This is a genomic window from Planococcus sp. S3-L1 (genome assembly GCF_030063085.1).
GTDB classification, from domain to species: domain Bacteria; phylum Bacillota; class Bacilli; order Bacillales_A; family Planococcaceae; genus Planococcus; species Planococcus kocurii.
Genome location: NZ_JASISN010000002.1, coordinates 90,388 through 115,702 on the forward strand (window position 1 = coordinate 90,388; position 25,315 = coordinate 115,702).

At 39.9% G+C, this 25,315-nt stretch carries 28 protein-coding genes and 1 pseudogene; 21 read left to right on the plus strand and 8 right to left on the minus strand.

Going from position 1 to position 25,315, the window contains the following annotated elements; translation table 11 throughout:
- Positions 1-67: 67 nt before the first annotated feature.
- Both QMF37_RS02540 and QMF37_RS02545 read right to left on the minus strand, forming a co-directional pair.
- On the minus strand, positions 68-253 hold the full coding sequence (locus tag QMF37_RS02540) for a CsbD family protein (protein WP_058384693.1): 186 nt from the start codon (positions 251-253) through the stop codon (positions 68-70).
- 65 nt (positions 254-318) lie between these two features.
- Positions 319-621 carry a hypothetical protein gene (locus tag QMF37_RS02545; RefSeq protein WP_058384694.1) on the minus strand — a complete coding sequence of 101 codons (303 nt, stop codon included), beginning with the start codon at positions 619-621 and terminating at the stop codon, positions 319-321.
- A gap of 106 nt (positions 622-727) precedes the next feature.
- Here QMF37_RS02545 and QMF37_RS02550 point away from each other — a divergent pair.
- Both QMF37_RS02550 and QMF37_RS02555 read left to right on the plus strand, forming a co-directional pair.
- Positions 728-847: pseudogene (locus tag QMF37_RS02550) on the plus strand (NAD-dependent epimerase/dehydratase family protein); the annotation flags it as partial.
- 382 nt (positions 848-1,229) lie between these two features.
- Positions 1,230-2,306 carry a glycosyltransferase family 4 protein gene (locus tag QMF37_RS02555; RefSeq protein WP_058384695.1) on the plus strand — a complete coding sequence of 359 codons (1,077 nt, stop codon included), beginning with the start codon at positions 1,230-1,232 and terminating at the stop codon, positions 2,304-2,306.
- Positions 2,307-2,411: 105 nt separating this feature from the next.
- Here the strand turns inward: QMF37_RS02555 and QMF37_RS02560 are convergent, their stop codons facing one another.
- Both QMF37_RS02560 and QMF37_RS02565 read right to left on the minus strand, forming a co-directional pair.
- Positions 2,412-3,449, minus strand: coding sequence for an LCP family protein (locus QMF37_RS02560; RefSeq protein ID WP_071153826.1), 1,038 nt, complete (start codon positions 3,447-3,449; stop codon positions 2,412-2,414).
- Positions 3,450-3,607: 158 nt separating this feature from the next.
- Complete coding sequence (locus tag QMF37_RS02565) at positions 3,608-4,243, minus strand: YigZ family protein (protein ID WP_283476391.1); 636 nt, start codon at positions 4,241-4,243, stop codon at positions 3,608-3,610.
- A 155-nt stretch (positions 4,244-4,398) separates the two neighbouring features.
- On the opposite strand from QMF37_RS02565, the gene QMF37_RS02570 reads away from it, so the two are divergent.
- Positions 4,399-5,544: a sensor histidine kinase gene (locus QMF37_RS02570; RefSeq protein WP_283476392.1), complete on the plus strand. Its 1,146-nt coding sequence runs from the start codon at positions 4,399-4,401 to the stop codon at positions 5,542-5,544.
- A gap of 27 nt (positions 5,545-5,571) precedes the next feature.
- The gene (locus QMF37_RS02575) at positions 5,572-6,246 is read left to right on the plus strand and encodes a response regulator transcription factor (RefSeq protein ID WP_058384699.1); all 675 of its coding nucleotides are present in this window, start codon (positions 5,572-5,574) and stop codon (positions 6,244-6,246) included.
- 94 nt (positions 6,247-6,340) lie between these two features.
- Here QMF37_RS02575 and QMF37_RS02580 read toward each other — a convergent pair whose 3' ends face one another.
- Complete coding sequence (locus tag QMF37_RS02580) at positions 6,341-6,949, minus strand: 3'-5' exonuclease (RefSeq protein WP_058384700.1); 609 nt, start codon at positions 6,947-6,949, stop codon at positions 6,341-6,343.
- A gap of 133 nt (positions 6,950-7,082) precedes the next feature.
- On the opposite strand from QMF37_RS02580, the gene QMF37_RS02585 reads away from it, so the two are divergent.
- The 5 genes from QMF37_RS02585 to QMF37_RS02605 all read left to right on the plus strand — a co-directional run bounded on the left by QMF37_RS02585 (position 7,083) and on the right by QMF37_RS02605 (position 10,990).
- Positions 7,083-7,652, plus strand: a complete 570-nt coding sequence (locus QMF37_RS02585; RefSeq protein WP_078080610.1) for a DUF4440 domain-containing protein — start codon at positions 7,083-7,085, stop codon at positions 7,650-7,652.
- Positions 7,653-7,742: 90 nt separating this feature from the next.
- Positions 7,743-8,576 carry a DegV family protein gene (locus QMF37_RS02590; RefSeq protein WP_078080609.1) on the plus strand — a complete coding sequence of 278 codons (834 nt, stop codon included), beginning with the start codon at positions 7,743-7,745 and terminating at the stop codon, positions 8,574-8,576.
- A gap of 39 nt (positions 8,577-8,615) precedes the next feature.
- Positions 8,616-9,938: an ATP-dependent helicase ComFA gene (locus QMF37_RS02595; RefSeq protein WP_283476396.1), complete on the plus strand. Its 1,323-nt coding sequence runs from the start codon at positions 8,616-8,618 to the stop codon at positions 9,936-9,938.
- Complete coding sequence (locus tag QMF37_RS02600; protein WP_283476398.1) at positions 9,938-10,594, plus strand: ComF family protein; 657 nt, start codon at positions 9,938-9,940, stop codon at positions 10,592-10,594. The genes QMF37_RS02595 and QMF37_RS02600 overlap by 1 nt, the downstream gene beginning before the upstream one ends.
- 36 nt (positions 10,595-10,630) lie before the next feature.
- Positions 10,631-10,990, plus strand: coding sequence for a PilZ domain-containing protein (locus tag QMF37_RS02605; protein ID WP_283476400.1), 360 nt, complete (start codon positions 10,631-10,633; stop codon positions 10,988-10,990).
- Between the two features lie 459 nt (positions 10,991-11,449).
- Here QMF37_RS02605 and QMF37_RS02610 read toward each other — a convergent pair whose 3' ends face one another.
- Positions 11,450-12,169, minus strand: a complete 720-nt coding sequence (locus tag QMF37_RS02610; RefSeq protein ID WP_283476402.1) for an SDR family NAD(P)-dependent oxidoreductase — start codon at positions 12,167-12,169, stop codon at positions 11,450-11,452.
- Between the two features lie 126 nt (positions 12,170-12,295).
- On the opposite strand from QMF37_RS02610, the gene hpf reads away from it, so the two are divergent.
- The 11 genes from hpf (at position 12,296) to QMF37_RS02665 (ending at position 23,472) form a co-directional block, all read left to right on the plus strand.
- Positions 12,296-12,865, plus strand: a complete 570-nt coding sequence (gene hpf / locus QMF37_RS02615; RefSeq protein WP_058384706.1) for a ribosome hibernation-promoting factor, HPF/YfiA family — start codon at positions 12,296-12,298, stop codon at positions 12,863-12,865.
- 305 nt (positions 12,866-13,170) lie between these two features.
- The gene (secA, locus tag QMF37_RS02620; RefSeq protein WP_283476404.1) at positions 13,171-15,687 is read left to right on the plus strand and encodes a preprotein translocase subunit SecA; all 2,517 of its coding nucleotides are present in this window, start codon (positions 13,171-13,173) and stop codon (positions 15,685-15,687) included.
- A gap of 62 nt (positions 15,688-15,749) precedes the next feature.
- A protein-coding gene (gene prfB / locus QMF37_RS02625) for a peptide chain release factor 2 (protein WP_143039566.1) occupies positions 15,750-16,851 on the plus strand; the annotation gives its coding sequence in 2 pieces (ribosomal slippage) (positions 15,750-15,821 and positions 15,823-16,851; 1,101 coding nt in all).
- Positions 16,852-17,071: 220 nt separating this feature from the next.
- Entirely contained in the window at positions 17,072-17,902 is an 831-nt protein-coding gene (locus QMF37_RS02630; protein ID WP_410477393.1) for a YitT family protein, read from the plus strand.
- A gap of 51 nt (positions 17,903-17,953) precedes the next feature.
- Positions 17,954-18,292, plus strand: a complete 339-nt coding sequence (gene cccB, locus QMF37_RS02635; RefSeq protein WP_283476408.1) for a cytochrome c551 — start codon at positions 17,954-17,956, stop codon at positions 18,290-18,292.
- Positions 18,293-18,557: 265 nt separating this feature from the next.
- Positions 18,558-19,244, plus strand: a complete 687-nt coding sequence (gene ftsE / locus QMF37_RS02640) for a cell division ATP-binding protein FtsE (protein WP_058384710.1) — start codon at positions 18,558-18,560, stop codon at positions 19,242-19,244.
- The gene (gene ftsX, locus QMF37_RS02645; RefSeq protein WP_058384711.1) at positions 19,234-20,118 is read left to right on the plus strand and encodes a permease-like cell division protein FtsX; all 885 of its coding nucleotides are present in this window, start codon (positions 19,234-19,236) and stop codon (positions 20,116-20,118) included. Before ftsE ends, ftsX begins: the two co-directional genes overlap by 11 nt.
- A gap of 144 nt (positions 20,119-20,262) precedes the next feature.
- Positions 20,263-20,841, plus strand: a complete 579-nt coding sequence (locus tag QMF37_RS02650; RefSeq protein ID WP_058384712.1) for a TlpA family protein disulfide reductase — start codon at positions 20,263-20,265, stop codon at positions 20,839-20,841.
- Positions 20,842-20,852: 11 nt separating this feature from the next.
- Positions 20,853-21,959 (plus strand): trans-sulfuration enzyme family protein, encoded by a 1,107-nt coding sequence (locus QMF37_RS02655; protein ID WP_283476413.1) that lies wholly within the window; start codon positions 20,853-20,855, stop codon positions 21,957-21,959.
- Positions 21,960-22,050: 91 nt separating this feature from the next.
- A complete protein-coding gene (locus QMF37_RS02660; protein WP_071154709.1) occupies positions 22,051-23,202 on the plus strand; it encodes a PDZ domain-containing protein in 1,152 nt (383 codons plus the stop codon).
- Positions 23,203-23,214: 12 nt separating this feature from the next.
- The gene (locus QMF37_RS02665; protein ID WP_058384715.1) at positions 23,215-23,472 is read left to right on the plus strand and encodes a CsbA family protein; all 258 of its coding nucleotides are present in this window, start codon (positions 23,215-23,217) and stop codon (positions 23,470-23,472) included.
- Positions 23,473-23,530: 58 nt separating this feature from the next.
- Here QMF37_RS02665 and QMF37_RS02670 read toward each other — a convergent pair whose 3' ends face one another.
- The gene (locus QMF37_RS02670) at positions 23,531-23,836 is read right to left on the minus strand and encodes an AzlD domain-containing protein (RefSeq protein WP_058384716.1); all 306 of its coding nucleotides are present in this window, start codon (positions 23,834-23,836) and stop codon (positions 23,531-23,533) included.
- Complete coding sequence (locus QMF37_RS02675) at positions 23,833-24,528, minus strand: AzlC family ABC transporter permease (RefSeq protein WP_078080606.1); 696 nt, start codon at positions 24,526-24,528, stop codon at positions 23,833-23,835. The genes QMF37_RS02670 and QMF37_RS02675 overlap by 4 nt, the downstream gene beginning before the upstream one ends.
- A 139-nt stretch (positions 24,529-24,667) precedes the next feature.
- On the opposite strand from QMF37_RS02675, the gene QMF37_RS02680 reads away from it, so the two are divergent.
- Positions 24,668-25,297 (plus strand): TVP38/TMEM64 family protein, encoded by a 630-nt coding sequence (locus QMF37_RS02680; RefSeq protein WP_058384718.1) that lies wholly within the window; start codon positions 24,668-24,670, stop codon positions 25,295-25,297.
- Positions 25,298-25,315 lie beyond the last annotated feature (18 nt).

The following is a 25,315-nucleotide window of genomic DNA, read 5'->3' on the forward strand; positions in this document are numbered from 1 at the left end:
ATGCTTTAATTTTTGAAAACTTTTAAAAAACCAAAAAGAAAAACCCGGTCATAAAACCGGGTTTTTCTTATTTCTTATCATTATTTTTGAAATCGCCAATCTTATCTTGAATATTGCCTTTAGCTTTATCCATTTTGCCTTCAGCCTGCGTACTCGAATCATTAGTAGCATTACCAATTTGGTCTTTAATTTCGCCTTTGCCTTTGTTTACTGCACCTTTTAATTTGTCGGAAAATCCTTTGTTATCACTCATCAATGATTCCTCCTTTAAATTTTAACTTACTACTACTAATAACCTTCTATTAAACAAGTTAAACATCAAAGCGGACAATCTGTTGGAAGTTTAAGGTTTAACAAAGTTTGTTTAGCGGTATCTTTAACAGTAATGCATAAATCTTCTTTACTCAGCCTTTTCAACGTTTGAAGAGGGGTATTGGCGTTTATAGCAACACTAAATCTCACTTCTGGGTGTTGATCCATAGACAAGTCAACAAGTAGTCCTTCGCAGTTGATAACTTTTGCGAGATCTGCGCGGCGCTGGTAATCCATTTTCAATACAGCAGCTTCATCTGAATGTGTCCACACCTTTTTCAGTGAGTAGATTTGAAGCGTGTCATCCATCTGGTTTACACCCCTAATAAAATAATAGAAAATTCTTTATATTCCATTCAATATATCATACTATTAAGAAAAAAGTAAGTAAAATTACTTATAAAGGAGTGAGAAAATGATGGTATTAGTCCTTGGAGGCACTTCTTTTGTAGGGCGACATATGATAGAGAAACTATTGGATAAAGGGCATGAAGTAGTTTTGTTTAATCGAGAAAAAAGTAATCCTCGATTTTTCCGAAATTAAGATGGTTCGAGTGAATTTCCAGAGGGTTTCATACGTGTAGATAATGACAAGGCGAAAAGAGCAGGACTTGTATTTCATACTCTCCAATCGACGTACTTGAATGGAGTGGCAAAAAAGAAATTTTAAGTTTGAAAGTGGAAATAAGCAAAGAAAAAGAAAAAGTTATTAGTAGGCAGCGAAATAAGAATGCCTGATTAACGAAATTATCAGTTGAACAAGAGTGTGGAAACTTTCTGAGTAAAAATACGTCCCACTTGTAAGGAAGAAAGAAGCTTGAAAAGCTTAAAGACAAGTATGTTTTTATTCTTTTATTGCTGTGGCATGTTATAATACCAATTGGATATGTATAGAAGATACTTTAAGGAGGAAAGATATGCTATACCTCATGATGGCCTTGGCATTTATCGCTTCGATTGTGCTAACTCCAATTGTCAAACGCATTGCCTTTCGTGTAGGGGCAGTTGACAAACCGAATTATCGAAAAGTTCATGCGAGAATTATGCCGCGATTAGGCGGATTAGCCATTTTTGGTTCGTTTTTAATTGCGTATTTTATATTTAAGCCTCAAGATCCAATTTCAAATGCTATTGAAGCTTCATTTATTCCCATTGAAACAGCGATTATTATAGGTGCTTTATTGATTATCATTACAGGGGTACTGGATGATATGTACGAAATCAGTGCCAAAGCAAAATTAGTTGGGCAATTGGTTGCCGCTGGAATCGTCGTAATTGGTGGGGGGCTCGAAATTTCTTTTATTAATCTGCCATTTGGTGGAGTATTGGATTTTGGCTACTTTAGTATTCCACTGACTGTTCTATGGATTGTTGGAATTACCAATGCAATTAATTTAATTGATGGGCTTGATGGATTGGCTGCTGGGGTATCAACGGTTGCCTTATTAACTTTAGCAGCCATGGCGTTTATTATGGGCGACGTTTATGTGATGTCAATGGCTGCTTTGCTAGCCGCCAGCACTTCAGGATTTTTGGTTTATAATTTTCATCCTGCCAAAATATTTATGGGGGACACGGGTGCATTGTTTCTAGGATTTATGATTTCAGTCCTAGCATTGATGGGCTTTAAAAACGTCACAGTTGTCGCATTGATCATTCCTATTATTATGTTGGGTGTTCCAATTTCAGATACGTTTTTCGCTATCGTTCGTCGAGTTCGTGAGAAAAAATCAATATCAGAAGCGGATAAATCTCACCTTCACCATTGCCTGTTAAATATCGGATTTTCGCATAGTCAAACTGTTTTAATCATCTATGGAATTGCCGCTTTGTTTGGTCTTGCAGCACTCTTGTTTTCGCAAGCTACATTGTGGGGAGGCATTTTGCTAATTAGTATTATGCTGCTCGCTATAGAGCTTTTTGTAGAGGTAGTTGGTTTGGCAGGGAAAAATTACCGTCCATTATTAAATTTAGTGCGTCTGATTGGGAAATAAAGAGATTGAACTCGAAGCTTATCGCTTTTGGTTCAATTTTTTTTTGTGGAAAAAGGTTTTCTCAGTTATTAACTAGTTCGATTCAATAAAAAAACACCGCAGTTTTCACTGTGGTGTTTCGTTTTCTTCAGGTGGGTAATCAGCAATTTCTCGATTAGTGCCCATATCAGTTAAATTAGACGTATCCGGTTTCAATCCCAAATGGCTTTGCAATACGTCTTGAATTTCTAATAAGGACTCTTGTTCTAACTGCCAATAATAAATGCCGGTTGACATGTCATCATAGCCATCAAGTGTCATCGTTTCAACATCCGGTTTGCCATCTTTGGCATATTCGAACAATGCACGCATGTTTTGGAAACTTAAATCTGTTTTCATATTATCTCCAACTGCCTCAAAGACATCTCCATATTTAGTAATAGATCCGGCTGATAAAGCGCGGTCCATAATGGATTCTAAAATCATTTGTTGGCGTTTTCCACGTTCAATATCATTGTCGTAATGACGAGTTCTAGCAAGAGCAAGTGCTTCGCTGCCGTCGAGAAATTGAATTCCCTCTTTTAGTTCAATCGCATTCTTTGAATCATTTTCATCTTGTTCCGTAATATCATAGGGAACTTCCACTTTGATGCCGCCGAGTGCATCAACTACTTCGATAAAAGCATCAAAATTCATACGGAGATAATAATCGACTGGTACATCTAATAATTCTTCTACGCTTTCAATAGTAGAACTTGGTCCGTTTAAAGCATAGGCATGTGTGATTTTATCTTCTTTTCCAGCATCCGGTATAAATGTGTAAGTGTCTCGAGGAATACTAACCAACTTGATGGATTTGTCTGCATTGTTTAACGTAGCCAGTACGAGTGCATCTGAGCGGATATTGCCATCACTTTGATTGCGCTGTTCACTGTCGTCGACTCCGATAAATAAGATGGAAATGTTATCTGTAAGCGGTTCAACATCTTCATTTATATTACCGACAGGTTCATAAGCGGTATCCACTGCAGATTCAGCTTGCTTAATTAAGTAAATGCCGTAAGCAGAGACACAGATAAGTAGCGAGACAGCTAAAGTAACGATTATTTTGATAATCGTTCTTTTTTTGTCTACTTTCGTTTTCCGATAAATTTTTCGGTTCATCTCTATTGCTCCTCTATGAATTATGGGCTAACCGAGTAGTTGATACGGATCAATCCAATCTTTTAATGAAAACGTATTAATTTTTTTAAAAGTCTGTTTCATTTTTCTATGCTTTTGACAGTATACAGTGATTTTTGAGATGCGTAAATGAAAAGAATTTAAGGTGCTGGGAATTCAAGAAATTGGCTGTCTGTAATACTGATATGAGCTTGTCCATTTGTCAGTTCATTTATCCAGTCCATAAACTCTTTTTCTTTTTCAATGGGGACATGAATATAAAGATCAACAGATTCCATATATTCTATGTGATTTAGTGGAAATGGAGATTGGCGAATTTCGTTTTCTAGTTTGCCAAGCCATGTATAATCAATGGAAGTTTTCATTAAGTAATGAAGCTTCCTTTCTACGATACCAGCAGCTGAGAGTGCAGCTGATGTGGATTTTCCGTAAGCACGTATCAATCCACCACTACCTAGCTTAATGCCACCATAATAACGGGTGACAACAACCACAGTGTCTTGTAAACCTTGTTTTTTTAACACTTCGAGCATCGGAAATCCAGCAGTACCGCTTGGTTCACCGTCATCGTTTGCTTTTTGGATAGAGCCATGTTCTCCAATAAGATAGGCAGAACAGTTATGAGTGGCAGTTCGGTGAAGCGATTTAATCGATTCGATAAATGTAATAGCTTGCTGTTCATTTTCTGCGCGTGCAGCATGCCCAATAAACCTAGATTTTTGGATAAGTATTTCTGCGTTGGCAGTATCGCCTACAGTTGTGTAATTTTCTCGCAATTTGATTCCTCCTGTTGTAAAATGAAATCAGATAATTTGTAACGTATATTTAACATAGTCTTACGTATATAGTGATATACTTATTACAACCGACAAGGTATAAAGAAGCAAGAACAATACCTAGATACAGTCAGTATAGCTAAGGCGGTTTTAAAATGGCAAAGAAAATCGGTGGAAAAGCACCTGATTCTATTTTTAATACAATGTTAGATGGAATGGAACAGGCGAAGCAGGATATTTTCGCCATTAGTGAAGAAAGTCGCCAAAGTTATGAAGTGATGAAAGACGAGCTGGAAGAGGTCCGGATGGATATTACAACGGTCATTGAAACCGGAGATCTTTTAGAAGAAAAAACACGTACTGCCCGGAGGCGATTAGCGGAAGTATCTCAGTTTTTTGATTCTTTCACTGAAAGTCAGGTTCGTCAAGTGTATCAACAAGCAAACGAGCTTCAAGTACAATTATCCTCTAATCGTAGCGAAGAGAAAAAGTGTCGGCAAAAGCGAGATAAGTTACAGCGACGGCTTCAAACTTTGCTTCAAACAATTGAGCGAACTGAAAGCCTAGTCAATCAAATAAATATTGCTAGCAGTTATTTAGTGTCAGACTTTAAAAATGTCGATGAAGCCATCGATAAGAGCAAGTCAAGTCAAGATTATAGCTTTCGAATCATTGAAGCACAAGAGGAAGAACGAAAGCGTTTATCAAGAGAAATTCATGACGGGCCTGCTCAAATGATGGCGAATGTGCTGCTTCGCTCAGACTTAATTGAAAGAACCTATCGTGAAAAAGGTCCTGAACCGGCTTTTCAGGAAATTACTTCATTGAAGGAAATGGTTAGACAGGCACTTACTGAAGTAAGAAGGATCATTTATGACTTGCGTCCGATGACGCTTGATGATCTCGGTCTAGTACCGACTTTAAAAAAGTACATTGATACTATTGAAGAGTATAATAAGGGCATTAAATTGAAGTTTTTATCCAAGGGCAAAGAAGAACGATTGCCTAACAACTACGAAACTGCTATTTTCCGTCTTGTTCAAGAGGGGATTTCAAACGCAATCCGTCATGGGAAATCGAATGTAATCACCGTAGAGATGGAATGGTTAAGTGAGCAAGTAAAAATTATGGTAACAGATAACGGCACTGGTTTTGATCAAGGAATTGTAAAGAACCAGTCATTTGGGTTAGCAGGCATGAGAGAAAGGATAGAATTAGTCGAAGGAGACTTTTTTATCAATTCCTCACCTGGGAACGGTACGGTCTTAATGTTTCACATTCCTTTTAAAAAGGGTAAGTAAGATAGGGTATTCGAGGAGGACGACATAATGACAAAAATTATTATTATTGATGATCATCAATTATTCCGTGAAGGTGTAAAAAGAATTCTGGATTTTGAAAGTTCGTTCGAAGTTGTTGCTGAAGGCGGGGACGGCACCGAAGTTGTCAAATTGTATGAAGAAAATAGACCGGACGTTGTATTGATGGATATCAATATGCCGCAAAAAAATGGTGTAGAAGCTACAGGTGAATTGATTGAGCAATTTCCTGATGCAAAAGTTATTATGCTGTCTATCCACGATGATGAATCCTATGTGACGCACGCATTAAAAACCGGTGCTTTGGGATACATGCTTAAAGAAATGGATGCAGATGCAATTATTCAAGCGATCAAAGTGGTAGCAAAAGGCGGGTCTTATTTACACCCTAAAGTTACACGCAATTTAGTAATGGAATTCCGTCGCTTAAGCGAACGTGAAAACAAAGGCTCTTTCCATCAAACGGAAATTCGCCGTCCTTATCATCTTTTGACAAAACGCGAAAGTGAAGTTCTGCAATTGTTGACAGATGGTCAAAGCAATCGTGTCATCGGAGAAACTTTGTTTATCTCTGAAAAAACAGTTAAAAATCACGTATCAAGTATTTTACAAAAAATGCAGGTAAATGACCGGACACAAGCAGTTGTGACCGCCATTAAAAATGGTTGGGTTGAAGTAAGATAATAGAGAAGACGGTGCATCTGCTTAAATGCAGATGCACCGTCTTTTACTTTGTGGATGAATTAAAGGACTTTTTGTTGTCTACTGGTGTTTTTCTTCAGATTCGGTCATAGCAGTATTGGTAGATGGCCGCGGTCGCTAAGCAGTCGCCTAAGGCATCGTGGGCATCGTGTTCGAGTTTTAAAAAAGCTGTTAATGTCGTTAGTTTATGGTTAGGTGTCTGAGTAATGGCTCTTCTGGCTAATTTGACTGTATCGATTACCGTATATTCTGGAATCGGCGTGATTTCTTCCAAGGCGTAAAGAAAGCCCATATCAAAAGGAGCATTATGGGCTATAATGGGCAACCCATCGATAAATGCTATGAGTTCATGAGCGACTTCTTCAATTACGGGTGCATCTTGTACATCTTTGTTTGTAATGCCCGTAATTCGAGTAATCGTGCTTGAGATGGAGCATTGGGGATTGATCATCAGGTACATCGTGTCTTTACGCTCATGGTTGAGGTATCTGACCGCACCGATTTGAATGATTTTATCACTTCCTGCACGCAAGCCCGTCGTTTCAAAATCTAAAACGATATAATTTTCGACTTTTTGCATACTTGATTTATATCTTTTAGGACGAGCAGGTTGTTTACGGCTCCATTGAGGGCGCGTTTCTTTCATTTTTTGTTCTAGAATTTGTCTGGCATCTCTTTTTTCCAAATGGTTTCCTCCTTTATTTGTACATACTAGTGTATCGTAAAACTAAAAAAAATTCTGTTTTGACAGATGACACAGTTTCTTCATTGTATTCGCCATCTGCCTATGGCAAAATAAAGCGCAGGAGGAATGCATGATGAAAAAAATGATTATTGCAGTTGGTCTCATTTTGACACTCGCTGCCTGTTCAGATTCTGAAGAACCCTCTGTCAATGAAAATACAGTTGAAGATGGTAATGCAGCAAGTGAGAACAATGCAGTCGAGCATGGTATTGATGAGGAAAAAGAAGAACAAGTGGGCTTTACGGTAGATGACGAAGGAAATATCCTAGCGGCTGAAGTGCCAGAAGAACCGGCACGCGAACTTTTAGCAGCTTATGATGAGTATATCGCGGCTTTTAATGCGGAAGATATCGATCGATATATGGAAACTATTGCAGAGAAACCCGACGGATTTAATCGTGAGGAAGACAAAGCGGCATTGGTTCAAGCTTTTAAATCTTACGATAGTCAATATGAAACAAGTGATGAAACAATCGTAAAATATGAAGAGAATCGAGCCGAAGTTTTTGCATCGCTAAATGTTCACATGAAGGATGCTAATTCGGACGATGCGATTGAACAATCGGCACGTCAAGTTGTCATATTTAAAAAAGAAGACGGCGAGTGGAAAGTAAACGGCGTTCACCTTGTCGGCAATCAATAAAAAGTTTCCGCTTTTTGCGGGAATTTTTTTATTTTGTCTAATCTATTAATGTCTTTTTTGATAAACTAACAGAGGGGGGCTGATTGATTAATGAAAACGGCAGTTGTTACAGATAGTACGTCTTATTTACCTAAAGAAAAACTTGAAAAACTCAACATTCATATGGTTTCGCTAGAAGTAACATTTGGAAACGAATCATTTAAAGAAGCAGAAATGACGGAGGAAGAATTTTACCGGAAAGCCAGAGACGAATTTCCAAAAACGTCGCAGCCACCTTTAGGGGAATTTGTTGAACTATATAGCAAACTATCATCCCATTATGAAGAAATTATTTCCATTCATTTATCAAGTGGCATTAGTGGAACTCACGCAGGTTCGCAACAAGCGGCAGAAATGGTTGATGGCGTAAAAGTTTATTCTTTTGATTCGGAACTTACATGTGCTCTTCAAGGATTTTATGTTGTGAAAGCGGCAGAGATGGCTAGAGACGGTGCAGATGCTCAAACGATATTGGTGGAATTACATGAAATGAAGAAAACGTTAAGAGCTTACTTCATGGCAGAAGATCTGAAGCACCTTCAGCGCGGTGGGAGATTGTCTAGTGCACAAGCTTTAGTTGGTGGCATGTTACAAATCAAGCCTATTTTGCATTTCCAGAACAAAGTAATTGTTCCTTTCGAAAAAATTCGGACACGTAAAAAGGCGATGAATCGAATGGTTGACTTGTTAAAAGAAGCAAGTAAAAATGGGCAAAAACTACAAGCAACTGTGATTCACGCAAATCGTTTAGAAGATGCACAACGGTGGCAAGAATACCTAGAAACTGAATGTCCACAAGTAGACTTTGAAATTTCCTGTTTTGGACCGGTTATTGGCACACATTTAGGAGAAGGAGCAATGGGTCTTGGTTGGGTAGAAAAATAATCCTACTGAGACTTTTTCTCTATCGAAAGGTGGTTGAAAATGGATCAATTAGAAGAATTTTTGACTGGTAGAATATGGCTTAGGGATTTTGGTCCTTTCTCTAAAGAGCAAGTGGATAAAGCGGTATTAAGTGGTTTTGTCAATGTCCGTTTGGGTATTACTGCAGAAAAACAATGCATCAGATGCCTTGAAAAATCTATACACAAAATTATTCCATATTTTTGTGAGGCGTGTCAGAAAATCTGCTATTACTGCCGAAACTGTCTAAAGATGGGACGTATCAGTTCTTGTACCGAGTTGATTACGTGGGCACTCCCTTCCCAAAAACTTCCTCAGCACCATTCATTAAATTGGACGGGCAAACTTACTCCTCTACAAGAAATAGCCTCACAAGAAGTACAACAAAGTCTCTTACAAAAAAATGATCATCTTATTTATGCTGTCTGTGGAGCTGGGAAAACCGAACTGCTTTTTGCACCAATCTTCGATGCTTTAAAGAAGGGACTGCGAGTTTGTATTGCGGCTCCAAGAACAGACGTAGTATTAGAGCTAACCCCACGCTTGCGCGCTGCATTCTCAACAACCACTATTCATAGTTTATATGGAGGTTCTCCAGTTGAACCGGGATTTGCGCAGCTTGTCATTGCAACAACGCATCAGCTGTATCGATTCGAAAATGCTTTTGACGTCTTGATTGTCGATGAAGCGGATGCGTTTCCCTATTCTTATGATCCCGCGTTGAAACGTGCTGTTTTAAAAGCGAAGAAAAAAGAAGCACCCATTGTCTATGTATCAGCAACTCCTTCGGATCAGTTGGTTAAGCACATCAATAACAAATCGCAATTATTTCGGCGTTTTCATGGTTACCCGCTACCGGTTCCGGAATTCCGGTCTTTGTGGGGATACGAGAAAGATTTTGCGAAAGGAAAAATCCCTAGAAAGTTAAAAGTATGGGTAGATGAAAAGATAGAAAAGAAACAACCTTTTCTCTTGTTTTTCCCAACAATTGAATTGATTGAACAAGCGGTTGTTTTGTTTCAAAAAATACATCCAACAATCGAGGCTGTTCATTCAAAAGATGTAGATAGAAAAGAAAAAGTTTTGAAACTGCGTCAAAGACAAATCCCTGGTGTCTTAACTTCAACGATTCTAGAACGCGGAATAACAATTCCAAATGTCCAAGTTGCAGTGGTAGGTGCAGATCAATCAGTTTTCGATGCCGCTGCATTGATCCAAATTGCAGGAAGAGTTGGAAGAGCTAGTGATTATCCAAATGGAGAAATCGTATTTTTCCATAACGGCATTGTGCGACAAATGGATCAAGCTAAAAAAACCATTATTTCTTACAATGGAGGACGATAATGAATTGTTATTTATGTGACAGTCATATGCCGCTCCAAGTAACTTGGCGAAGTATCTTTTTCAATGAACTAGAAGAGGTTATTTGCAAGCGCTGCCGAAACAGTTTTGAGCGAACAGTAGCAGGTTGTCCGCTATGCAGCGCCCGCGTGGAAGGAAAATGTTTGGATTGCTGTGAATGGGAAACGACCGAATATAAGGGGATCATCGACTCAGGGAAAAGCTTATACCACTATAATTCAGCTATGAAAGAATATTTGCACCAATATAAATTTTTGCAAGACGTGGCATTATCCGAAGTTTTTGCGACGCTCTTGAAAGAACAACTGCGTGATCATTCGTCGGTCATCGTTCCGATACCGATGAATGAAGCAAAACTGAGAGTCCGAACTTTTTCTCAAGTTGATCGATTGCTGGATGCGGCGTCTATTCCATATACACAACTTCTAGGGAAAAGTGAAGTAGGTATAGGGGATAAACCAAAGCTTGAGAGAATGGCTTTACAAGATGTCTTTTGGTGGAATGGAAAACCTGTCCCTGAAAAAATATTGCTATTTGACGATGTGTATACAACAGGAAGTACGATGCGTTTAGCAGCTAAAGTTTTAAAAGATAAAGGTGCTAAGGAAATTAAGATGATGACGCTAATTCGAGCATAACCATCGTTCAAAACAAAAAACTTGGGAGTGACCACGATGTTTTATAAACGCTTAGAAAGCTTTCGCTACACATTCGGGACACCACGAGAAATTTATTTACAATTGCTGGATTCAAACAACAAGGACGCCTTATCTCAGAAGGTTTATTGTCTACTGCTTGATATTTCTCCTAAGGGAGCAAAACTATTTACTGAGGAAGAATTGGCGGCGAGACAAAAAAAGGCGCGTATGAAATTTATCTTAAATCACGAAACAATAACAGTAGATGCAACGATTGTCTGGAAACAAAAATATGAAGAAGGCTGGTTATATGGTGCGGATTTTGAGCGCAACACAGTAAAGGAAATGCTTATTTTAAACGAAATTAGAGAGTTGAAAGAAATAGAGATGAATTAAAAAAACCGGCAGCTGCCGGTTTTTTAATTCAGAAAAATTTTCAATATAATTTATGCCTGTCGAATCTAGATGGCTGCTTCCGCTTTTCTTTAGTGTCCAGACTCCAGCGCCTAGCTCCTCGGGACATAAGTCAACCCAGCTGCGAGGCAAAGAGCGCCACACTGCTGGTCTGCCTTATGCCTGTCGGAGCTGACTAGGCGCTTCCGCTTTTCTTAGTGTCCAGACTCCAGCGCCTAGCTCCTCGGGACATAAGTCAACCCAGCTGCGAGGCAAAGAGCGCCACACTGCTGGTCTGTCTTATGCCTGTCAGAGCTGACCAGGCGCTTCCGCTTTTCTTAGTGTCCAGACTCCAGCACCTAGCTCCTCGGGACATAAGTCAACCCAGCTGCGAGGCAAAGAGCGCCACACTGCTGGTCTGTCTTATGCCTGTCGGAGCTGACCAGGCGCTTCCGCTTTTCTTTAGTGCTCGTAGATCATTTTTCTTGTCATGCCGCCGTCGATATTTAGGCATTCACCCGTAATGAATGAATTTTGTGGGTTACTTAAAAACAGACAGGCGCGAGCAATGTCTGCAGGTTCTCCAACTCTTCCGCTCCAATGTTGCTGATGATCTCTATCTCTTAGGTCAGTATGGTCTCCAGTATGGTCTCCAGTGTGAATCCAGCCTGGAGCTATCGAGTTGACGCGAATTCCTTTTTCACTGAACGTAGCGGCCAGCGAATGGGTCAACGCGAAAATGCCACCTTTTGATGCCGAATAAGTTTCGGTATGAGGTTCGGACATAAAAGCGCGTGTTGAAGTCATATTGATAATTGAACGAATGTCTTCTGTCATGTAACGAGCCGCTTCTCGACTGCAAATGAAAACACTCTTTAAGTTGGTATCGATCACTCGATCCCACTCCTGTTCGTCTACTTCCCAAATCGATTTAAAGGTCGACAGCCCAGCATTGTTAATTAGTGCGTGGATGGCGCCGTAGTCTGCATGGAGTTCTTTAAATACAGATATAACTTCACCAAAATTTCCGATGTCGCATTTTCGGTATTCGACATCCTTTAATTTGACTGGTTTGATATCCAATCCAATGACGCGTGCGCCTTCAGCGGCAAAATGCGCTGCAATATGATTGCCTATTCCTTCAGCTGCGCCTGTGACTATGACAGTCTTCTCCTTAAACATGAGCTTCATCTCCTTGTATTGTAGTTTACCTGAAATAAAATTTTTAAAACTTTTTTTGGTTTTAAGAAGGGAAGACAAGGGAATGTGTAGAATTGTATAGATAGCACAATAGAAGGAGGAGTTAATATGTTGCAATTCAACATTAGAGGCGAAAATATCGAGGTAACTCCAGCAATACGCGATCACATTGAAAAGAAAGTAGAAAAAATTGAACGTTATTTCACAGACGGTGCAAATGCTACCGCAATGGTCAACTTGAAATCGTATAATCATAACCAAACAAAAGTGGAAGTTACAATACCTATGAAAAATTTAACATTACGTGCTGAAGAGCGGCATGACGATATGTATGCAGCAATAGATTTGATTGTTAGCAAATTAGAGCGTCAAATCCGTAAATACAAAACGAAAGTAAACCGTAAGTTCCGTGATCGAGATGGTATGGGCGTGTCATTTGCAGTTGCTGAAAATGATACACGCCACCAAAACGAAACGGAAGAAGAGGACGAGGATTTCACAATCGTTCGCACGAAGCAATTTGAGTTGAAACCGATGGATGAAGAAGAAGCGGTTTTACAGATGAATATGCTAGGACATAACTTCTTCGTCTTCACGGACGCAGAATCTAATGATACGAATATTGTTTACAAGCGAAAAGATGGAAGTTACGGCTTGATCGAAACTTCTGCACAATAAAAAACGGTGCTTTATCCATTTGATAACCTCACAAAAGCCTCTCAAACCGAGAGGCTTTTGTTTTACGTTTATTTGGAGCAACTCCTTGGTAATCTGCCGCATTTCCACAAATTGGTTCTTTGAACACAACGCCATTATTTGCACGCTTTTCTGCGCAGTGTTAAAATAAATAGTGAGATTTTTTTTGAATAGACTGATGATAATTTTGATAAGTGTATTATTGCTTACTAGGGCACGATAAAAGCTAAAGCAGTCATCCGGTATGTTGAGTATCGGCGGACACTTACGCAAGGAGCGGTATAGATATGTTGGGAGTATTAAATAAGGTATTTGATCCGAATAAACGGGATTTAAAACGATTAGAAAAAGTAGCAGATCGCGTAGAAGCACTAGCTTCAGACTTTGCAGCTTTGACTGACGAAGCATTAAAAGCAAAAACAGAAGAATTTATGGCGCGTCATGCTAAAGGTGAGTCATTAAATGACCTATTGCCAGAAGCATTTTCGACAATTCGTGAAGCATCCAAGCGTGTCCTCGGATTGTATCCATTCCGTGTACAGATTATGGGTGCGGTTTCGTTACATGAAGGTAATATTTCAGAAATGAAAACCGGTGAAGGTAAAACCTTAACTTCAACCTTATCTGTTTACTTGAATGCTATTAGTAAAAAAGGCGTCCACGTCGTAACGGTCAACGAATATTTGGCTAGCCGTGATGCTTTGGAGATGGGCGAGTTATATGAATGGCTTGGATTGTCTGTCGGATTAAACTTAAATAGTTTGACGAAAGACGAAAAACGAGCAGCGTATCAGGCCGATGTAACATACAGTACAAATAATGAATTGGGCTTTGATTATTTGCGTGATAATATGGTTCTTTACAAAGAAGATATGGTGCAACGTCCACTAAATTATGCAGTAATCGATGAAGTCGATTCTATTTTAATCGATGAAGCACGTACACCGCTGATTATTTCAGGACAGGCAGCCAAAGCGGCTCAATTGTATTTGCAGTCAAACGCTTTTGCTCGTTTGTTAACAAAAGACACAGACTATACCTACGATGAAACAACAAAAGGCGTTGTGTTAACAGAAGAAGGTATCGAAAAAGTCGAAAAAGCATTCGGCATCGATAATCTTTTTGACATTAGCCATGTTCGTTTAAATCACACGATTAACCAATCTTTAAAGGCGTACGTAACCATGCACAAAGACGTAGATTATATTGTTCAAGAAGAAGAAGTTGTTATTGTTGATCAATTTACGGGTCGTTTAATGAAAGGTCGTCGTTATTCTGACGGCTTACACCAAGCGATAGAAGCCAAAGAAGGTTTAGAGATTCAAAATGAATCGATGACGATGGCCACAATTACCTTCCAGAACTATTTCCGTATGTATGATAAATTGTCTGGGATGACGGGTACAGCGAAAACTGAGGAAGAGGAATTCCGCAATATCTACAATATGTACGTTATTGTCATTCCGACCAACAAGCCAATTATTCGTGAAGATCACGTAGATTTGATTTATTCTACGACTGCCGGTAAATACAAAGCAGTAGGGGATGATATTGCTGAACGTAATGCCAAAGGTCAGCCAGTTCTAGTCGGAACAGTGGCCATTGAAACGTCAGAAATCATCTCGGAATATTTGACGAAAAAAGGCATTAAGCACTCTGTGTTGAATGCAAAAAATCATGCACATGAAGCAGAAATAATTTTAAATGCTGGTCAAAAAGGTTCTGTAACAATTGCCACTAACATGGCAGGTCGAGGAACAGATATTAAGCTCGGAGAAGGTGTTATTGAAGCAGGTGGACTTGCAGTTATCGGTACAGAACGCCACGAATCACGCCGCATTGATAATCAGTTGCGTGGACGTTCAGGACGTCAAGGTGACCCGGGTGTTACTCAATTTTATCTGTCTCTTGAAGATGATTTGATGCGCCGTTTCGGTTCAGACGCAATGCGTGCGATGATGGGCAAATTAGGAATGGACGATTCCCAACCATTGCAATCGAAAATGGTAACACGTTCTGTTGAATCCGCACAAAAACGAGTAGAAGGTAATAACTTTGACGCTCGAAAACGCTTGCTTCAATACGATGATGTTCTTCGTCAACAACGAGAAATTATCTACAAAGAGCGTATGGAAGTGCTAGAAACTGAAAATATGCGTGCCCTAGTTGAAAACATGATCAATAGTTCAATTGAACGTATGGTCTACACGCATACAGCAGAAGAAAAACAAGAAGACTGGCACTTGAAATCACTGAATGAATTGATTGCAGCGAATCTTCTTCCGGAAAACACGGTGACAGAAGCCGATCTTCAAGGCAAATCTCAAGAAGAGCTCATCACTTTCATTAAAGAAGCTGTAGCTGTTCGTTACGATGAAAAAGAAGTGGAAATGACGCCTGAGCGGATGCGTGAATTTGAGAAAGTCGTTTTGCTTCGCTCAATCGATACAAAATGGATTGACCACATTGATGCAATGGATCAATTGCGTCAAGGAATTCACTTGCGTGCGTATGGACAAAATGATCCACTTCGTGAATACCAAAGCGAAGGATTTGCAATGTTTGAGGCAATGGTCGAAGCCATTGAAGAAGACGTTGCGAAGTACTCAATGAAAGCTGAAATTCGCAATAACCTCCAGCGTGAAGAAGTTGCAAAAGGTCAAGCCGTTAACCCGAAAGAAGATGGACCAGCTCCGACAAAGAAAAAGGCGCCTGTCCGTAAACAAATGGAAGTTGGCCGTAACGATCTTTGCCCATGTGGCAGCGGCAAAAAGTATAAAAATTGCCACGGTACAGCTTTATAAGAAATGTGTGAAAGGACCGAAGAGCATTTGCTCTTCGGTGTTATTTTGAGGAGGAACAGATGATGGAATTAGCAGACATCCGCAACGAGCTCGACAAATCAGCCAGTAAATTGGCCGACTTTAGGGGGTCACTTTGACTTAGAGAACAAAGAATCCCGCATACAGGAATTAGATGAAATGATGCTTGATCCTGATTTTTGGAACAACCAGGAATCGGCACAAACCGTTATTTCAGAATTGAATGGATTAAAGGAAATCGTTCATACGTATTACGGTTTCATGGAAACGCAAGAAAATATGGAAATGTCTTTAGAGTTATTAAGAGAAGAAGACGATGAAGATTTGCACGAAGATGTCGACAAAGAAATGAAAGAATTCATTTCTAAGTTAGCTGATTATGAATTGACGATGTTGCTTAGCGAGCCATACGATAAAAATAATGCCATTTTGGAATTGCATCCGGGCGCAGGCGGCACGGAGTCTCAGGACTGGTGTTCGATGCTACTACGCATGTATACGCGATGGGCAGAAAAACGTGGCTTCAAAGTTGAAACGTTGGATTACCTGGCAGGCGACGAAGCAGGGGTCAAATCCGTTACTCTTGGTATCCGAGGACACAATGCGTATGGGTACTTAAAAGCTGAAAAAGGTGTTCACCGTTTAGTTCGTATTTCGCCTTTTGATTCGTCTGGTCGTCGTCATACCTCGTTTGTGTCTTGTGAAGTCATGCCAGAATTTACCGGTGAAATCGAAATTGATATCCGCACTGAGGATCTGAAAATTGATACGTACCGGGCAAGTGGGGCAGGTGGACAGCACATTAATACAACAGACTCTGCTGTTCGAATCACGCACCTTCCTACGGGAGCTGTCGTGACGTGCCAGCAGGAACGTTCGCAAATTAAAAACCGTGAAAAAGCAATGCAAATGTTAAAAGCAAAATTATATGCTTTGAAGATTGAAGAAGAAGAAGCCCGTCTTCTTGAGATTCGCGGGGAACAAAAAGAAATCGGTTGGGGAAGTCAAATCCGTTCTTACGTATTTCACCCGTATTCGATGGTTAAAGATCATCGTACCAACTACGAAACAGGCAATTTAGGAGCAGTTATGGACGGCGATATTGATGGATTTATCAATTCCTTATTGCGTTCTAAAATGGAATAAGAACAGCAAAGCAACTGAAAGCTATTCTTTTTTTAGCTTTGCAAAAAGCCTGAAAGCCCACCAGCTTTCAGGCTTTTTTTGGTGATCCTGCTTTACTCAAATGAAGTTCACAAAGTGCGAAGCTTTTGGTATACTCTGACAGGGTTTAATCGACGTGTAGAAAAGAGGAAAAAACTAAATGACTAAAAAAAATCGTCGTATCCGCAAAGATCCACATCCAATGCTGACGTTTTTCATAGACTATACGAGCGTAATTATAGGATCAGCGATTGTGGCCATTGCCTTTAACGTATTGTTGTTGCCAAATGAAGTAGCCTCTGGAGGCGTAAGCGGCATTAGTACAATATTAAAAAGTGTACTTGACTGGAGACCGGCATTTGTTCAATGGGCTTTTAACATCCCATTGTTTATTGCAGGATTGATTTTGTTAGGAAAAAATTTCGGGATTAAAACGGCTGTGGGTACTGTGTTTTTACCACTCGTTGTCTTCTTGACAGAGTCGTGGGAACCGTGGACACTCGACCCCTTGCTCGGTGCTTTGTTTGGGGGGATAATGGTGGGTCTTGGGCTCGGCATTGTCTTCAGAGGCAAAGCTTCTACAGGAGGAACTGATTTAGCTGCACAGATTATTACAAAGTTCACAGGGGTCAGTTTAGGGACAAGTGTTGCAATGATTGACGGCTTTATCGTGCTGGCCGCGGCATTAGTATTTGATATTGAAAAAGGGCTTTACGCATTGATTGGTTTGTATGTAACAACGAAAACAATTGATCTTGTTCAAGTTGGCTTCGGTCAATCAAAATTGGTTTATATCATTACGACGAAACAGAAAGAAATTCGGGACGCGATCTACGATGAAGTTGATCGAGGTGTAACGGAACTCGCTGCCACAGGAGGATATTCGGGAACTGAAAAACCCTTATTAATGGTAGTTATTCCTCAAACAGAATTTACTAGACTAAAACAATTAGTTAAATATATCGATCCATCCGCCTTTGTTATCGTGTCCGATGCTTCTGAAGTTTTGGGAGAAGGTTTCAAACGACCATAACTTTGGTATACTGTAAGAAGAACTAGATAAACTATATGAGGAGGTCACTAAATGAAAAAGCAATTAATGGTCATGCTATTTGGCGCAGCGCTTGTTCTTGGAGCTTGTGGTGGAGAAGATACATCAGAACCTGATGCACCAGCTGACAGCGGCGGAGAAGAAACTGCAGCCGTCGATGCGGAGCAAGTGGTTCAACAAAACTGTATTTCTTGTCATGGTGAGAACTTAGAAGGCGCGGGTAATTTTCCAGCTTTGAATGATGTTGGATCTCGTTTATCAGAAGAAGAGATTCATTCTGTCATCGAAAATGGACAAGGTGCAATGCCAGCTGGGCTTATTGAAGGCGAAGAAGCTGATGCAGTTGCGAAGTATTTGGCTGAAATGAAATAAACCTGCTGACTAGCAGGTTTATTTTTTTGTTCAATTTTAGTTGTTTTTAACACTTTTCTCTTCTTTTAGTGGATGAATATGTAATATTTTTAATCCAAAATACATTTTTTATTCAATTTTTATATCATTCTATTTATTCAGATTGAATTTTAAATGATACAAAAATGTAATAAAAAAGTAGGTTTAAGGTGTTATAATGAGTTTGCTGTGAAATTCTAAGGAAAAAATTTTGGCGCAAGCCAATTACTAGTAGGTGGTAATAAAAATGATTCAAATGAAGAATGTTTACAAGAAATACCCGAACGGAATTGTTGCCTTGAACGGTCTCAATGTTGAAATTGAACAAGGTGAATTTGTATATATAGTAGGACCAAGTGGTGCAGGGAAATCGACATTCATCAAAATGATGTATCGCGAAGAACGGCCATCTTCTGGTCAGATGTTTGTGGATGACATTGATATCGCCACATTGAAGAATCGGAAAGTTCCCATGTTGCGTCGTCAAATTGGCGTTGTGTTTCAAGACTTCAAGTTGCTCACAAAATTAAATGTCTATGAAAATGTAGCATTTGCATTGGAAGTAATTGAAGAAAAACCGGCAGATATTAAAAGACGTGTCATGGAAGTATTGGATTTAGTTGGGTTAAAACATAAAGCCAAAATGTTCCCGACTGAATTATCCGGTGGCGAACAGCAGCGTGTATCAATTGCGCGTTCAATTGTGAACATGCCGAAAGTGATGATAGCTGACGAACCAACAGGAAACTTGGATCCTGAAACAGCCTGGGATATCATGGATTTATTTGAACGAATCAACAAAGCGGGCACAACCGTTATTATGGCAACGCATAATCAACATATCGTGAATACATTAAGACATCGCGTTATTGCAATTGAAGGCGGATTAATTGTTCGTGATGTAGCTGGAGGTGACTACGGCTATGAAGGCTAGAACAATGGTGCGTCATTTCAAAGAAAGTTTTAAAAGCATTGGTCGAAATAGCTGGATGACGTTTGCTTCAGTAAGTGCCGTTACAGTCACACTATTATTGGTAGGCGTATTTGTTCTCATCATGATGAACTTAAACAAAGTGGCTGATGATCTTGAAAAAGATGTCGAAATCAAAGTTTTCGTTTCTTTAGAAGCTGAAGACAAAACAATCGAAAAATTAGAGTCTCAAATTAGTGAAATTCCAGGAGTAGACTCAACCAATTTTTCAACGAAAGAAGAAGAGTTAACAGACTTGGTTCTTGATTTTGGAGATGAGTTGAGTTTATTTGAACAAAGTAATCCACTTTTTGATGTGTTTTATGTAAAAGCGACCGATCCGCAACAAACCGAAACCGTTGCGAAAAGTATTGCAAAGCTTGAGAACATTGAAGATGTGAAATACGGAGAAGGCAAAATAGAGAAACTTTTTGATTTCCTAAATGCCGGAAGAAACGTGGGCTTGATTTTAATCTTGGCTTTGTTATTTACCGCAATGTTCCTAATTTCTAATACAATTCGTATTACGATTGTCGCGAGACGTCGTGAAATTGAAATCATGAAATTAGTGGGTGCTACAAACTGGTTCGTTCGCATTCCTTTTATTTTGGAAGGCATGTGGCTTGGGATATTAGGTTCTCTTATTCCGATTGGTCTCGTAGCGCTACTTTATAAAAAAATTACCGAATTTGCACAACCTCGTTTGAGTGGAGAATTATTCCAGTTATTGGACTTCTCTCCTTTCATCTACCAAGTAAGTGCCTTGATTTTATTGATGGGCGTATTTATTGGGGTATGGGGAAGCTTTATGTCAATCAGAAAATTTTTGCGCGTGTAAGAGTGGTTTAGCATGTGGAACAGCCGGCATATGGATGTCGGCTGTTTTTTAGATTCCAGTTATTCTGTCACATTTTTAAAGAAACTTAGTGGAATAATCGGTCTCATTTATCGTATGATGAAAGTTGAATGGAGTGAATAACAGATGCCTAAAAAAATAATCGGCTTATTGGTACTGGCCACTATGGTAGTACTCGTTATAATCGGGGCTGTTAAGAACAACATGGCGGAGTCCGAAGCGCTTGATAACATGGCAATCGGCAGTAATGTGGATTTTTTGCCAACAGATGAGGGTTTAGCTAAAGGAGAAAAAGCTCCAGATTTTCAATTGACTACATTAGATGGTCAAGAGGTGACGTTATCGGATTATCAAGGACAGAAAGTGTTATTGAACTTTTGGGCTACTTGGTGTCCTCCGTGCAGAGCTGAAATGCCGCATATGCAAAGTTATTTCGAAGAGCATGCTGAAGAGGAAAATGTAGTCATTTTGTCTGTCAATTTAACGACAGAAGACAAAGGCTTGGAGGAAATCGAAGAGTTTGTCGAAGAATTTGGGCTAGAGTTCGCTATTCCGATGGACGAAAAAGGCGATGTTGGTGCCACTTATCAAGCGGTGTCTATCCCGACATCGTATATGATTGATACTAAAGGACGTATTCAGAACAAAGTTGTAGGTCCAATGGATTTGCCAATGATGGAGAAATTAGTAGAAGCAATGGAATAGGAGATGGAAAAATGACATCAATCGAAACAAAATCAGTGCATACCGCTACAATGAAGGAACGTACGATTCAATCGAAAGTTATGCCACTTTATCAAACTTCAGCGTTTTCTTTTTCATCTTTGGAAGAGCTTGAAGGTTATTACGAGGGCAATGGTACGTATTTGTATTCAAGAACAGCCAATCCGAACACTGATGCACTTGGTCAGACTGTAGCTGATTTAGAACAAGCACCTAAAGGAGTTTCGGCATCTTCTGGAACTTCAGCGATTCTAGCTGGAATCCTATCTGTAGTAAAATCGGGCGATCATGTTTTAGCTGCTCAGGATGTTTACGGCGGAACGTTTCATTTGTTAAAGGAAGAGTTAGTGCTGATGGGAATCCAAGTTCATTTTGCGGACTTTTCGGATCGTAGTGAAATCGAAGGGATTTTAATTGATTTCCCTGAAGTCAAATTGATATTTAGTGAATCGATTACTAATCCATTTTTGCGCTTAGAAAACATGGAGAATTTATGCCAATTAAAAGATCATTATGGAGTACGTATTATGATAGATAATACGTTTGCTACACCTTACACAATGACTCCGTATTTACTTGGGGCAGATCTAGTAGCACATAGTGCGACAAAGTATCTAGGGGGTCATAGCGACGTTACATCTGGCGTTTTAGTTGGAGATGCAGACTTGATTGGCATTGCTGAAAAGCGTGTGGTCAATTTAGGATTGAATTTAAGTCCATTTGAAGCATGGCTGACGATTCGCGGGATTAAAACCTTGGCGCTCCGAATGAAAACACAAACAGCAAATGCTGGGGCAATTGCTAATTTTTTAACAGATAAAGCACGCGTCTGGTATCCAGGAGTTGGAGCAATCGTTTCTTTTGAATTGCCGGAAACAATTGATGTGTCGAAGTTTTTTTCATCACTTGGCTGGATCAAAATAGTACCTACGTTAGCTGGCGTGGAAACGACTGTATCGTATCCTTATGGAACGTCGCATAGAGCACTGTCAGCTGAAGAAAAAGAGAAAGTCGGCGTGACACGCCAAGTAATTCGATTGTCTGCTGGAATTGAAGGCATTAAAGATATTATGGAACAATTAGATGCCGCATTTGGTTAACTGAAAAAGAAGTGTAGAAAGCCGGCAATTTTTGGTACAATGAGAGATAGCGTTTATTGTCGGTGATAGGGATGGTGTAAGTATAGTGATAATGGATTTAATGTTAGCGATTGGTGGATTTTTTATAAATCCGGTTTTATACATAGCATTGCTCGCTGCAGTGTTGTTGGGATATTATCGTGTAAAGAAAGAAAGAAGGATTTTTCGAATTCGAATTGTCTACGGATTAACTGAATTTAAACGATTATTGAAAGACGGTTGGTTATATGCAGTCATATTTTCAGTCCTATTTGCAGGAATTGGGCTCGTCGTGCCACTGGATTGGCTAATTGCTTTAGCGATCATTTCTATTTTGTTAATGGCAACAAGCTTTTATCAAGCAGGCTCATTTGTTTATCTAGCTACAGCTGCTGTAGCACTCAGCTGGTTGTTTCAGGCCAATAGCTGGACGTTGAATTTTGGCTTATTTACATTCGAAGGAATTGCTTTTGACTACCAGTGGTTAATTCCTGTCGCACTCATTACGGGGGCACTGGTATTTGCTGAAGGGAAAATGATTGATAAAGCTGCTGCTGAAGCAGCATCGCCGAGGTTGCATAAATCTGGTCGCGGACTTAAAGCGGCCGCTTATGTTTCAAAAAGGTTGTGGCTATTGCCAATTCTATTAGTCGTGCCGGGTACGGTAATTGATACGTATGCGCCATATTGGCCACAATTGCCAATTGGTGAAACAAGTTTTTCGTTAATTCTATTCCCGTTTGTTTTTGGATTTTTTGGCCGCTCACAACGGACATTGCCAGTTTACCTATACCCACTGGTCGGCAAAGCGGTTTCTACTTTAGGAATTAGCATTGTGGTGATTGGTTTGGTCGCATTATTGTGGCAGCCTCTAGCCGTAGTCGCATTAGTTGTAGGAGTGATTGGACGTATCGCGATCTCCATCCACTTTGTGTTAAGAGAGCGCGGCGGCAATTTTGCCGTGACACCGCAATCTCAAGGAGTCATGATTGTTGATGTGTTGCCGGGGTCTCCAGCTGACAAAATGGGCCTATTGCGCGGAGAAGTTATTCGTAAAGTAAATGGTATTGCCATTGCAAACGAGTCGGAGCTGTATGAAGCGATTCAAGTTAATGCTGCTCATTGCCGTCTGGAAGTACTGGATCATAACTTGGAAGTGCGTTTACGCCAGCATGTTATTTTCCGTCACGATCACCACCGACTGGGATTATTAGTGGTCAATTAAGGAGATAACTAAATGGAATCAATGGTAACGAAATTCTTTCTGTCTCTGCTCGTGCCGGGATTACTCGTCATCCTGTTTACGAGAGTGACATTTAATCACATTGTGGCATTAATTTTAACAGTGGCGCTTATGGCAGCAGCTGTTTATGCAGGATACACTCATACGTGGTTATTGTTTATCGCCAATGCGGCTTCTCTTACTGCCGGATTCTGGTATGCCACAAATATGTTTAAACGTAGAAAAAAAGCCGAAGCTCATGAAAATGAGTAACGGCTTTTTTTGTTTGAAAAGATTGTTTACGCATCAGTACGATTTACGGTGCATTATTTCAGATAAACAGACTGTAAACTGCTAGCACAGCAATAGAACCAAGAACGACAAGCATAACGTTAGCACCTGCAATGGCAAAGCCAAATGCTGCAATAGCACCAATAATGCCAAACCAAACGTTTTCTTGAATGAAAAATATTGCCGGAAAAATCAGTGCACCTAAAACAGCATATGGAATATTGCGCAGCACATTTTGTACGGCTGCAGGCAACTCGCGGCCTTCTAGAAAAGTTAGCGGAATGGCACGAGGAATATACGTCACGACAGCCATGCCAAGGATCATCCACCAATACCAAGAATTCATGTTGCCTTCACACCTTTCCGAGAAATCCATTCAATGAAGATAGCGGATACTAAAGTTGAAACCATAATGGCCCACCCCGTTGAAAGCCATTCCGTAAAGTAAAACAGGGAATTGGTCAGACCTGCCAAAATAGCTAGACTGACGACTTTTCGATTGCCGCGCATTGAAGGTACTAACAATCCAACGAACATTGCATAAAGTGCTATGGTCATAGAAGCTTGTAGGAATTGCGGCAAGTTGGCACCGATTAAATGACCGATTGCTGTAAATATGACCCAACTTCCATAAGCGATGACGATAACACCAACAGCAAACGCAGTAGATAATTTAGTGCCCTTTTGTGTAGCTAATACAGAAAAAGTTTCGTCGGTAATTCCAAATGCGTAAAGCGCTTTTTTCCAGCGATCGTCAGGCTGCATCTTTTCGTTGAGTGCCGCCGTCATAAGGAAATGACGGATGTTAACGATAAAGGTATTTAACACAATCAAGACTGGAGCGACTCCAGCTGTAATGAGAGAAAGTGAAATATACTGTGCCGCACCAGCAAAAACAAAAATACTCATCGCCGTGGCTTGTAGTAAAGAAAGCCCAGTAGTCTTTGCTAATAAACCAAAGGTCAATGCAATTGGAAAATAACCAATCGCAATGCTAGTTCCAGCCTTTAATCCAGCAGAAAACTCACGTCCGTTCATTTTTTTCGCTCCCTATGTATAAGTATTTCCTTTTCCAAACTCTTTGAAAGAGTGTAAAGTAATTATAATAGCATAGCACAAAAGCTTTTTAGTTTGGGCTAGTATTTTGAAAAATTAAACAGATTAAAGGACTGAGCTTATGACAGAGTTTTTTTCTATGGAGAATATTGTTGAATTGACCCAGTCCTACCGAGCATTTGGTCCATTAATCGGCTTCTTGTTGCCGTTTATCGAAGCCTTCTTGCCGTTTTTACCATTATTTGTTTTTGTTTTTGCTAATGCCACGGCTTATGGATTATGGTTTGGGTTCTTGCTATCTTGGGGTGGCTCAGTAATTGGCGCTTATGCTGTGTTTTTACTGGTTCGCAAATACGGGCGAGCCCGCTTCATGAATTTCATGACGCGTCATGACAAAGTACAAAAATTGATTCACTGGGTAGAACGCAATGGTTTTGGTCCGTTATTTCTATTGCTTTGCTTACCTTTTACGCCATCTGCGCTTGTTAATCTTGTGGCTGGCTTATCCAATATCCGCAAGCATTATTATTTATTGACGGTGATGGCGGGAAAACTTGTTATGGTCTTTACAATTTCTTATGTGGGTTACGATCTGCGTGCGCTTTTTACACAACCAATTAGAACGGCAATTGTGATCGCAGTCATTATTTTATTGTATGTAATCGGTAAAATTCTTGAAAAGCGATTACATAAAAAAGTGGAAGCGGATTTTCGCTTAGCAAAAGAAGAACGCAAAAAACAACAACAGTAAGCCATTCCAAAAGTGGCA